The sequence below is a fragment of the Streptomyces sp. SID3343 genome, assembly GCF_009865215.1.
In the GTDB taxonomy this organism is placed as follows: Bacteria; Actinomycetota; Actinomycetes; order Streptomycetales; family Streptomycetaceae; genus Embleya.
The window spans coordinates 19,260-27,577 of the sequence record NZ_WWJX01001254.1 but is presented as its reverse complement, the minus strand read 5'-3'; the positions used below and the strand labels follow the sequence as shown (position 1 = coordinate 27,577).

Below are 8,318 nucleotides of genomic sequence, written 5' to 3'. Positions count from 1 at the left end.
GGCTGGCGGGCTACCGCGCGTGGTGCGCGGACCGCGGCCTGGAGCCGATCACCGAGGAGTACGAGGCCCGCACCCCCGGCGCGGGCCGGCAGGCGGCCGACCGGTTGCTCGACCACGCCCCCGACGCGGTGTTCGGCCTGCACGAGGGCTGCGCCGCCGAATTGCTCACCGTCGCGCGGGCCCGTGACCTGCGCGTCCCCGAGGATCTGCTGCTCGCGTGCTGCGGCGAGGGCGCCGATCCCTCGATCACCACGCTGTCCCTGCAACCCGCGCTCGCGGGCGCGTGGGCGGTCGAACTGCTCGTGGGCGTGATCGAGGACGCCGACGTGGGCCCGCTGGTGCCCGCGCAGCGCACGGTGCCCACCCGGCTGTCCGTACGGAATTCCTCCACGCGCGGATGACCCGGCCCCGGGCACCGCACCGAGACGGCGCACGCGGCACACTGGGGACACGATGCGACGGCGGTGGGTCGCGGTGGGGGCTGCACGGGGGCCGCGCACAATTGCGCGTGGTCCGTTCCACGGCACCCCGGCGCAAGATACGGTCCATGAAACATCCGAATCGGACCGTGTGAGCCGCAGCCGAACACCGCCGTTGTGCGTCATGGTTCACAACGGGTGTGGTATCCGCCGCCGTGCGGTGCTGCGGAGCGCGAGGAAAGGACCCTTCTGGTGAGCAACGTCTCGGCTACACCGGCCCCCATGGGCGCCGCAGCGGAGCAGGTCGCACCGCTGTACGTGGTCGGCGACGTCCACGGTCATCTGGAGGAGCTCAAGGCCGCCCTGCGGGAACGGGATCTGCTCGACGCCGAAGGGCACTGGTCCGGCGGCGACGCGCGACTGTGGTTCCTCGGCGACTTCACCGACCGCGGCCCCGACGGCATCGGCGTGGTCGAACTGGCGATGGCCCTCGCGCGTGAGTCGGCCGAGGCCGGCGGCAGCACCCGGATGCTGCTCGGCAACCACGAGATCCTGTTGCTCGGAGTGTTCCGATTCGGTGACCACCCCGTGCCCGTGGCCGGTGGTTCCACCACGTTCCGCGAGATCTGGCTGCGCAACGGCGGCATGCAGTCCGATCTGGACCGCTTCACCGAAGAGCAGGCGACCTGGCTGGCCGCGCAGCCCGTGGCCGCGGTCGTCGACGGTCACCTGTTGATCCACTCCGACAGCAACGCCTACCTCGAATACGGCGACACGGTCGAGGAGGTCGACGGCACGGTCTCGCAGATACTGCGCGAGCCCGACCCGCTGACCTGGTGGGACCTGTTCCGCAACCTGACCCGGCGCGGCGCGTTCATGGGCGAGGTGGGCCCCTACGCGGCGGCCGACCTGCTGAGCGAGCTGGGCGGGCGGCGGATCGTGCACGGGCACACCCCCATCCCGTACCAGACGGGCGAGGACCCCGGCACGATCGTCGAGCCGCGTGTGTACGCCGACGGTCAGGTGGTCAACCTCGACGGCGGGATCTACCTGGGCGGCCCGTGTCTGGTCGCTCGCCTGCCGCTGGACGCGTCCACGCCGAGCGCGCCCACGCATTCGCTGGAGGAGACCCAGGGCCGCGTGTACGACCTGGGCGATCTCACCGTGAACAGCGGGGTGGACCCCACCGCGAGCAGCATCGACGACGTCGTCGCGGACGCTGCCGTCGACGCCGAGGAAGAGCACCGAGCGTAGGGAAGTCCCTGCCCAAAAGGTGGGGGCGCACCTTATCATCAACAGGTATCCGCCTCATCACCGTCAGGTGCGTCTTGCGGGTCTTGATCCACCGAAAGCTTGCACGGGTCCCCTGACGGGCCCGGCGGACGCGGGAGATGCCCGCGCGCGCGGCCTCATTCGGGGGATCCGATGCACAACTGGTTTGGAAATGACGAGCACCGCCGCCAGTACGAGCAGTTCGTCGACGACGCGCTGCACTTGGAGGAGACACTCTCCGGTCTGGCGGCCGTACCCCAGCTCAATGTCGAGCAGTTGCGGACCGCGACGCTGACGGCGACGCCGTCGATCGCGGACGCGGCGAGCGACGAGTACGACCGTTACGAACGTACGGAGCAGCGCTACCAGGCGGGCACACAGCAGGATTTCGGCGCCTCGATGATCGAGGTCGGCGAGGGTTTCGGCTGGTTCGCGCTCGCCACGGCGATGGCGATCATCGTCGCCGGCATCTCGGCCGTGGTGTTCCTGATCGTCGGTTACGTCCTGCTGCCGATCACCATGGAAGACAACGGCGGCATGCAGCACACGATGCAGCTCGCGGCTCTGGCCGCGGTCGGCATCTCGGTCGGTGCTGCGGCGATCGGCGGTCTCGCGATGCTCGCGGTGGCCGCACGCAACCGGGCCCGGCCGACCGGCGAGGTCGAGGTGTACCTCGCCCGTGAGGAATGGCGCCGCGCGATCCTGCACCGCGGCATCCTGCCGTTCATGCGCACGCGACTGCGTGAGGCGTCGGACGAGGGCACGACCCTGTTGGGCTGACGGGCCGTTCGGGCCGGCACCTCGGGTGCCGGGCCGACGGGTCGTCGGTACCCGGTTCGGCCGTGTGCCGCGGGCGAGTACGCACCGCCCTTGCGAGGCGAGTGGCCACGACATCACGCGTCGGGACGGGGCAGGCCACACAATGGGCGGCATGAGTGGGATGGTCGGCAAACGCGGCAAGGTCACCGGTGGCATCGGCCCCGGTCTCGTCGGCGAGGTCATGGTGCAAGTGCGCGGCGGGGTCGAGGCGTTCCTCGCCTATCCCGCGCTGCCGGGCGAGAATCACGCCGTCGGCACGCTCGTGGTGATCGTCGAATACCTGCCTCCGCGCACGGTGTACGTGGCCGCCGCCTTCGGCTGAGGTGGGTCGGGCCGGGGACGCGTAGGCGTCGACTTCCGCGTCGACCACCGCGTCGGCTCCCGCGTCGACTTTCGCGTCGGCTCCCATGGGGAGCTCCCTCTTGGCGGGTGGCCGGGCGGCGAGGACACTCCGTTTCAGGCCGGACGTTTCCGGCCCAGAGGGGGGATGCTTCGTGCTCTACACCGTGCTCGCCGTGATCGGTCTGCTCGTCGTGTTGATCGTGGTGTTCAAACTGATGTGGCGGGTCGCCGAGCCCAACGAGGCGCTCGTGATCTCCGGGTCCCGACACCACACCGAGGGTCTGGGCGAAGGCATGGGCTTTCGCATCGTGACCGGGCGCGGCACGCTCGTGCTGCCGTTCGTCCAGGCTGTGCGCAAGCTTTCGCTCGATCTCAACGAAGCGGAGCTTTCGGTCGAATGCGTCACGACTCAGGGCATCCCGCTCCGGGTGCAGAGCGTGGTGATCTTCAAGGTCGGCGACGACTACGTCTCGATCGCCAACGCCGCCCGACGCTTCCTCGACCAGCAGAAGCAGATGGAGTCCAGGGTCCGCAAGGTCCTCGCGGGACACCTGCGTTCGATCGTCGGCGGGCTCACCGTCGAGGACATGATCCGCGACCGCGAGAAGCTCACCGCGCACGTGCGCGCGGCCTCGGGGTCCGACATGGAAAAACTCGGGCTGATCATCGACAGCCTCCAGATCCAGGAGATCGACGACCCGACCGGGTACATCCAGAGCATGGCCGCGCCGCACACCGCCGCCGTGCACCGTGACGCGCGGATCGCGCAGGCGCTCGCCAACCGCAAGGCCACCGAGGCCGAGCAGGACGCGACCGCGCGGATGGCGCAGGCCACCCGCGACAGCGAGATCCAGCAGGCCGGCTACCAGGCCGAACGGGACGAGGCCACCGCCAGGTCGCGGCAGGCCGGGCCGCTCGCGGAGGCGGCGTCCCGGCAGGAGGTCGTCGTCCAGGAGACCCGGGTGGCCGAACTGGAGGCCATGCGGCGCGAGCAGCAACTCCAGGCCGACGTCCGCAAACCGGCGGACGCGCAGGCGTACGAGACCCGCACCCGAGCCCAGGCGGATCGCGACGCGCGCATCTCGGCGGCCGAGGCGAGCGCCCGGGAGACCGAACTGGCGGCGATCGCCGACGCGGAGGCCACGAAGGTACGCGGACTCGCCGCCGCCGAGGCCACGTTGGCCACCGGCAAGGCCACGGCCGAGGCGGCGCGCGCCAAGGGCCTCGCCGAGGCGGCCGCCATCGCGGCCCGCGCGGCGGCGCTGGCCGAGAACCAGGAAGCGGTCGTCGCCCAGCAACTCGCCGAGAACTGGCCGGAGATCGTCCGCGCCGGCGCCGAAGCCTTCGGCAATGTCGACCACATGGTCCTGCTCAACGGCGGCGACGGCATGGGCGACCTGTTCGCCAAGGCCCTCACGATGGGCGGCACGGGCCTGGGCATCGCCCGCCAACTCCTGTCGAGCGGCGGCCCCACCGCCGACACCGCCCCGTCCGCCAACGGCAGCGCCCCGAAGGCAGTCAGGGTGGCGGTGGACGTCGAGACGGACACCGGCACCGAGGGCGACAACGACGACGACACACCTTCGCGGCACTGACCGAACAACCGGCCGGACCGCCCTGTCGGGGTGGCCCGGCCGCACCGTTCACGGGGTCGGCGTGGTCACCGCGCCACCGCTGCGCAACGCACCCGCGGGCTTGCCGACAGGCACGGCGGACCCACCCACCCGGACGCGGCCGAGGCCGCCGAACCGGCTGCACCGGACGAGGCGTCAGACGCCCACACGCTCAAGGAGCGAGCGGCTGCCGTTGTCGTGCCGGTAGCCCCCGCCCCCGCCGCCGTGCTCTTGGCCTCCGCGGCCGTGCTCGTCGCCCTCGTGGTAGTGGTTTTCGATCTCGGCAGCGGCGCACGCATTGCCGAACGCCGGGTTGAGCGCGGCGCCCGCGTCGGCGGTGTTGCCGCACCCGTTGGCCGGGGTGTGGAACGGGGCCTGGCCGATGTTGCCGGAGAAGGCTCCTGAGGACTTCACCGCGGCGGCGTCGGCGTCGGAGCTCGCGCTCGCGGCGCCCGCGCCGGCCGCCACTAGGGCGGCGGTACCGGCGAGCAGGACGCCGGCCTTCTTGAACGAGTTCACGACATTCTCCCGTGTAGCCCATTCGCGCCGCCGATTACGGCGCGCACTGTGCTCAACGAGGCGATTCGCCTCCGGCAACCCAAGGTCACCCTTGTTCACCCGATCGACGCACGACCACCAGGTCCGTTCACGGCGAATCGGCGCCTTCCCCGGCCGTCCCCGTGAGGTTGACGACCAGGGTGCGAAAGGCCGTGCGGTAGGTGCTGGGCGTGGTACCGGTCAGGCGTTGGAAGTGCAGGCGCAGGTTGGCGGGGGTGCCGAGGCCGGTTCGGGCGGCGATGCGCTCCACCGGGTCCTCGGTGCGTTCGAGGAGGCGTTGGGCCTGTTGGATGCGGGTGCGGAGCAGGTATTGGAGTGGGGTGAGGCCGGTTTCGGCGCGGAAGCGGCGGGTGAGGCTGCGGGTGCCGAGGCCGGCGTGGGCGGCGATGTCGGTGAGGGTCAACACGTGGTGCAGGTTGGCCTCCATCCATCGGGTGGTCGGCTCTAGGCTGCTGCCGGGTGGGGTGACGGCGTTGTAGGCCGCGTTCGTCGCAGCAGGGGTGTCGGGCGCGCGGTCGTCGGCCGACCCGTGGAGCTGCATGAACAGCTGCCGTTCGGTTTCGATGGCCACGGCGTCACCGTGGTCCAGGGTGATCAGATGAAGGCACAGATCGACCCCGCCGAGGACGCCTGCGGCCGTGTGGAAGGGACCGTCCGCGACCACCTCGCCCTCGGGGTCGACCTCGATCTCGGGGTGTAGGCGGGCGAATTCCACCGTCTCCCGGCGGCCGGTGGCGGCCCGGCGGCCGTCGAGGAGACCGGTGGCCGCGAGCGTGAACGTCCCGGTGCCCACCGCGCCGATGCGGCAGCCGCGCGCGGCGGCGGCGCGGATGGCGTCGACGATCGCGGGAGGCGGTGCGTCGCGAAAGCCCGCGTGCCCCGGCAGCAGCACCGTGTCGGCGGCGTCGAGGCCCGCCAATCCCCACGGTGTGTCGATGTGAAACGATCCCGGTTCGCCCGTGGCCTCGAACCCCGGAGCGGTGCAGATCCGCAGGTCGTAGGCGACCGTGGGGTGGTGCCGGGCGGCGGTGGCGAACGCGAACCCCGGTGCGGTGAGCTGGTGCCCGGGAACCCCGTCGAGGGCGAGGACAGCGATCACTGACATGTCCGGAATCTAGCCGAGGATGACATTCAGCCGGCTGTTTGCGTGTGCGTGCCGGCACGGAGGATGACCGGGACAAAGGCGGACGCGGGGGACACCCGGCCCGTGCCCTGCCGTGCCACCTCCTTCGAAAGGTCGCCTCATGCCCCATGCGAACTCCTCGTCCGCGCTCGACACCCGCCCCCCGCGTCGGCGGGGCCGCCTGTTCGCCAAGGCAGGCGCCGCGGTCGGCGCGGCGGTCGTCCTCGGCGCCACGGCCTTCACCGGCAGCGCGTCGGCCATCGTCAACGGGCAGGACTCGACCGAGCGTTACCCGTTCATGGCGGCGATCCCGCAAAATGCGGGGGGCGTCGACGCCCAGTGCGGGGCGACGCTGATCGACCGGCAGTGGGTGCTCACCGCAGCGCACTGTGTCGATCCCGATCTGCCGATCAAGCTCGACGGCATCGTGCGAGTCGGCAGCTCCGATCGCACGTCCGGTGGCACGGTCCGCAAGATCGACAAGATCGTGATCCACCCGGCCTACGCCCAGGGCGACGACAACGGCAGCCCCAACCTGAACGACCTCGCGCTGGTACGCCTGGACCGTCCGGTCTCCCAGAAGCCGATCAAGATCGCCAAGAAGGCGGGTCCGGCCGGCACGCCCACCCGGATTCTCGGCTGGGGCACCACCCGCGACATCGAGAATCTCGAAGACGCGGTGTTTCCCGATCGGCTCCAGGGGTTGAACACTCGCATCGGCACCAAGGCCGAGTGCTTCGACCGCACCGACGCGACCCGTCTGTGCACGGTCAGCCCGAAGCCGGGAGCCATGGCGTGCTTCGCCGACTCCGGTGGTCCGCAGATCCAGAAGGGCAAGAACGGGCGCTGGGAGCTCGTCGGGACCACCTCCGGAGACGGCGACTGGAACCCGACCTGCTCGACCGGCCCGGGCCTGTACAGCAACGACACCGCGTACAAGAAGTGGATCTGGAAGACGGTCCACCACAACCACTGAGCCGAGCGGGGCCCGGGCCCCTCGGGCGGCCCGGGTCCCGGCTCGCCGACGCGTGTGTGGTGATCACCCCGGCGCGCATCGGCCGACGTATCGGTGCCGGCCGCGGCGGTAGATTCCGCACATGTCAGTGATCGCCGTCCTGGCCCTCGACGGGGTGCCGGGGCACCAGCTCACCGCGCCCGGCCTGGTGTTCGGTACGGCCTGCCGCGAACAGCGCGACGTGGCCTACGAGATCAGGCTCTGCGCGGCCCCCGGCCTGCGGGCGACCGGCGAACCGGACTCGCTCGGGATCGGCACGCCGTACGACCTCGACGGCCTCGCCGACGCGGACGTCGTGCTGGTCCCGGGACACCGCGGGCATCGCGACGAGCCACCGGCCGGTGTTCTCCCCGCACTTCGGGCCGCGGCCGTCCGAGGGAGTCGAATCGCCGCCGTCGGCACCGGTACGTTCACCCTCGCGGCGACCGGCCTGCTCGACGGGCGGCGGGCCACGACCGGTTGGCGACACACCGAGGAACTGGCCGGGCTCCATCCCCGCATCGACGTCGATCCGCTCGGCACCGTGGTCGAGGACGGACCGTTCCTCACCGCCGCCGGCGTGTTCGGCGGGATGGACGTCTGCCTGCGTCTGCTGGCCCGGGATCACGGTCGACGGGTGGCGCGACAGACGTCCCGCGAACTCATCACGCCCCTGCACCCGTACGCGGACGACGTCCGGGAGACCATCGACCGGGAGATCGCGGACAGCGTGGGCCTCGAACCCACCCTGCGGTGGATGCAGGCCCACCTCGACCTCCCCCTCACCCTCGCCGACATCGCCGCCCACGCACGGACCAGCACGAGCAGCGTGACCCGCCACTTTCGCGCGCACACCGGCCTCAGCCCGCTCCAGTACCTGCTCCGCGCCCGCCTGGGCGAGGCTCGCCGACTACTGACCGAGACGGACACTCCCGTCGAGCGCATCGCGGCCCGGACCGGATTCAGCACACCGGCCGCCCTGCGGCAGCACTTTCGCGCACTCACCGGCACCACCCCGCGCGCCTACCGCCGGACCCACCACGCCGGTGGCGGCTGACGCGAGGAACGAGGCGGGACGGTACAGGACGCGACAGGGACGGGGAACGGGACGGGACGGGACGGGACGGACGGGACGGGACGGGACGGGCGACACCCCCGGAGCCGAATCCGAGCCGCCC

General features: G+C 71.4%; 9 protein-coding genes. 7 read left to right on the top strand and 2 right to left on the bottom strand.

Translation table 11 applies throughout. The annotated features are described in order from the left end of the window. From GT354_RS39525 to GT354_RS39505, 5 genes are all read left to right on the top strand, one after another. Positions 1-401 (top strand): substrate-binding domain-containing protein (locus tag GT354_RS39525; protein WP_161361188.1); only part of this gene is annotated, 401 nt, incomplete at its 5' end. A 270-nt stretch (positions 402-671) separates the two neighbouring features. Further along, complete coding sequence (locus tag GT354_RS39520; protein ID WP_346012380.1) at positions 672-1,673, top strand: metallophosphoesterase family protein; 1,002 nt, start codon at positions 672-674, stop codon at positions 1,671-1,673. Positions 1,674-1,844: 171 nt separating this feature from the next. Beyond that, entirely contained in the window at positions 1,845-2,471 is a 627-nt protein-coding gene (locus GT354_RS39515) for a hypothetical protein (protein ID WP_161361187.1), read from the top strand. Positions 2,472-2,622: 151 nt separating this feature from the next. Beyond that, the gene (locus tag GT354_RS39510; RefSeq protein ID WP_161361186.1) at positions 2,623-2,832 is read left to right on the top strand and encodes a hypothetical protein; all 210 of its coding nucleotides are present in this window, start codon (positions 2,623-2,625) and stop codon (positions 2,830-2,832) included. 172 nt (positions 2,833-3,004) lie between these two features. Further along, complete coding sequence (locus tag GT354_RS39505; protein WP_161361185.1) at positions 3,005-4,447, top strand: flotillin family protein; 1,443 nt, start codon at positions 3,005-3,007, stop codon at positions 4,445-4,447. Positions 4,448-4,621: 174 nt separating this feature from the next. Here GT354_RS39505 and GT354_RS39500 read toward each other — a convergent pair whose 3' ends face one another. Then, positions 4,622-4,984, bottom strand: a complete 363-nt coding sequence (locus tag GT354_RS39500) for a chaplin (protein ID WP_161361184.1) — start codon at positions 4,982-4,984, stop codon at positions 4,622-4,624. 127 nt (positions 4,985-5,111) lie between these two features. Next, positions 5,112-6,128 carry a helix-turn-helix domain-containing protein gene (locus GT354_RS39495; protein WP_202512805.1) on the bottom strand — a complete coding sequence of 339 codons (1,017 nt, stop codon included), beginning with the start codon at positions 6,126-6,128 and terminating at the stop codon, positions 5,112-5,114. Positions 6,129-6,267: 139 nt separating this feature from the next. On the opposite strand from GT354_RS39495, the gene GT354_RS39490 reads away from it, so the two are divergent. Then, the gene (locus GT354_RS39490; RefSeq protein WP_161361183.1) at positions 6,268-7,122 is read left to right on the top strand and encodes a serine protease; all 855 of its coding nucleotides are present in this window, start codon (positions 6,268-6,270) and stop codon (positions 7,120-7,122) included. 121 nt (positions 7,123-7,243) lie between these two features. Next, entirely contained in the window at positions 7,244-8,197 is a 954-nt protein-coding gene (locus GT354_RS39485) for a helix-turn-helix domain-containing protein (protein WP_202512804.1), read from the top strand. Positions 8,198-8,318: the final 121 nt, after the last annotated feature.